General features: G+C 66.1%; 2 protein-coding genes and 1 pseudogene. 2 read left to right on the top strand and 1 reads right to left on the bottom strand.

The features are described from left to right. The first annotated feature begins 408 nt into the window (after window positions 1-408). Window positions 409-1,221 carry a hypothetical protein gene (locus tag ABZ646_RS44830; protein ID WP_360533048.1) on the top strand — a complete coding sequence of 271 codons (813 nt, stop codon included), beginning with the start codon at window positions 409-411 and terminating at the stop codon, window positions 1,219-1,221. 354 nt (window positions 1,222-1,575) lie between these two features. After that, window positions 1,576-1,767, top strand: coding sequence for a hypothetical protein (locus tag ABZ646_RS44825; protein WP_360533045.1), 192 nt, complete (start codon window positions 1,576-1,578; stop codon window positions 1,765-1,767). Between the two features lie 483 nt (window positions 1,768-2,250). Here the strand turns inward: ABZ646_RS44825 and ABZ646_RS44820 are convergent. Continuing rightward, window positions 2,251-2,507 (bottom strand): annotated as a pseudogene (locus ABZ646_RS44820) (hypothetical protein); the annotation flags it as partial.

Below are 2,507 nucleotides of genomic sequence, written 5' to 3'. Positions count from 1 at the left end.
ATCGACTCCGACGGCGAATGGCAGAAATGGCACGCTTTCCCTATTGAATCGGCGGGTTGAAGCCGATCTGGCAGGGTGGCGTGATGGGCAACTGGCGTGTGTTCTGGGTCCCACAGAGGGCGCCGATCGTGTCCCCTCGCATACCCGTGCTCGCGGGGTGGCCAGACCTGGCGGAGCGCGAAGAGTCTGCCAGGATCCGACCTGGTGATCCGATTCTGCTGGCACCGGACTACCGCGGCGACGAGCTCCTCAGCCTGTACACGCGCAGCAGCCCTTTCCGGAACTACACGAAGGAGACGAAGCGGAACTACATCATGGATTGTTCAACGATACTTCAATAGGATGGTTCAACATCCAGCCGTCCGCCTCGCGGACGCGGAACGGCAACCAACCGGAGGGCTGAAGGAGATGAGCAGGCGTCAGTACGGTCAGTACGAAGAGGTCGACGACATCGGGGAGACCCTGTTCTGCGACGACCCCGCGCTGCTGCTCGGGGGCATCCTCATGGGTCTGGAGACCGCGGAAGGCACAGTCACCCTCGATCACGCGCAGACACGTCACATGCCCGCTGCCCTCTTCGAGTTCAGGCGTAGCCTGAGGGTGAACGGCTACGGAATCCAGTACGCCGTGCCGCAGGCAGCCTCAATCGACGAGGTACCCAAGGAACCGCAGATCGAAGGCGCCATCCTGTTCGGCATGCAGCGCCTACCGCCCGAATTCTCCGACGTGCACCTGCCCGACCCGCCAAGATCCGACGATGACGGCGTCTGCCTCGGCAACAAGCGGCCCACCATATTCGACAAGCTGCGCATGCGTGAACCACCGCGACGCGACCCCGACGAGGTCTATTTCGGCATGAAACGAAGGCCGCCCGGCTACGCCGACCTGCGCTCGGTCCCCGGATGGGAGCTGCACCAGATACCCGATGACCAGCCAGGACCGTGGCAGAACTTCGGACACACCTACTCCAGGCTGGAACTGCGGACGCCCGACGGGGACATCTACTCCCGGACCTGGGTCCCGCACGACCCCGAGTGGGAGGCCGCCGCCCTGCGTCACGGATACGTCGTGTGCCTGTGCGGCGTGACACTGGGCGTCCGCGCACCGTACGGGATGACCGACGCGCAGTACACCCCGGACATGCGCCACGAGTACTTCCGCAGCGGATGCGCAGTGGGTCTGACCGTCGGCGGACTCGTCGCCTACATCGACCACCGCTGACGCGCAACACCAAGGCGGCATGCATCGAGTACGAGCTGGGTCGCCGCCCCCGCCGTAGATCACATCGATGCTCCGACCGCAACAAGGACGGTGACACATCACCCTTGCCGTCAACACCGGTGGGTCCAGCCCTGATTGCCAAGTGGGCCACGAACCGCTGCCAAAGCCATGGACCAGCGGTGCAGTCCAACAGCAGCTCAACATGCAGAACTTGACAGGGAACGGACCTGTTCGGACGACACCACACACGCCATCCACGAGTCCCAGATCCTGCGCATCGAACGCATCCACGAAGCAGACCCCCGCGAAGCCGCCTGAACCGTAGCCGCCTACGAGACGCCCGTCTCCGACCGGATGTGGCACCTCACCGCCACCGGCACCACCCCCGCTCCCTTGCTCCAGACCCTGCTCCACCACCTCGCCGCAGGCGAGACATGGGACACCGCCATCGGAAGCCCCGTCACCGAGAAGACCGTCACCGCCGCCACCCAACCCCTCACCGACGCCGGCTGGGAGCACACCGTCGACGGACGCTGGATCCGGTGAACGAACCCCTTCCCCGGGACACCGGCATCCGGTTCGACGCATTCGCCGCCCACCAACCGAACAGCAACCTCACCACCTGGACCCTCTGGTCGACCACCCCACCTGGACCGTCACGGCATCCCCGTACACCCCCAGCCCGCTGCTGGCCAACATCTCCGAAACCCTCGCCCACGACACCGGCACCCGCCACACTCAGCCCGCAGGCCACGCACGAAAGACCAGCCTCACCACCAGCCCGCAGGCCACCGCGCCCGTCGCGGCCGGTACAGCCGGTACAGCCGGTACAGCGGCCAGCCGTTCCCGCTGATCACCGACGCACGACGGCGGGGCAACATAGCGCGGGATCGCCGGTTGGCCAAACCGGCGATCCCGCGCACCATAGACAGTCCACCGCCACGCCCTGCCCGCCCGTCGAAAGGCCCCCCCACGACCGCAAACACAGCACGAAGCGCAGCCCGTCAGGACGCAGGCAGCGGCATCCGATCACGCCGCCGCGCAGCTCGCCCGGAACAGATCCTGCGCCCGCTCCACGTCCCTCGCCGTACGCAGCTGCAACTCCAGATCCCCCGTCCCGTGGTGACCGAGACCTGACACGTCCCGTGTGAAGCCCGGAACCAGGTCGACATCCTTCGGGTCGACCTTCAGGTAGACCAGCAGCTTGCTCCGCTGCAGCGGGCACAGGACTTCTGCCGGACTTCGAACCGGACGAGCCGGAAGAACCCGCAGAACCTGAAGAGCCC

The sequence above is a fragment of the Streptomyces sp. NPDC007162 genome, from assembly GCF_040634175.1.
GTDB lineage: Bacteria > Actinomycetota > Actinomycetes > Streptomycetales > Streptomycetaceae > Streptomyces.
The sequence above is the reverse complement of the archived record's forward strand: the minus strand, read 5'-3'. Positions and strand labels throughout refer to the sequence as shown.

Excerpts from the sequence above, each read along its gene's own strand:
- ABZ646_RS44825 (WP_360533045.1), top strand. The coding sequence starts at position 1,576 with ATGTGGCACCTCACCGCCACCGGCACCACCCCCGCTCCCTTGCTCCAG.
- ABZ646_RS44830 (WP_360533048.1), top strand. The coding sequence starts at position 409 with ATGAGCAGGCGTCAGTACGGTCAGTACGAAGAGGTCGACGACATCGGG.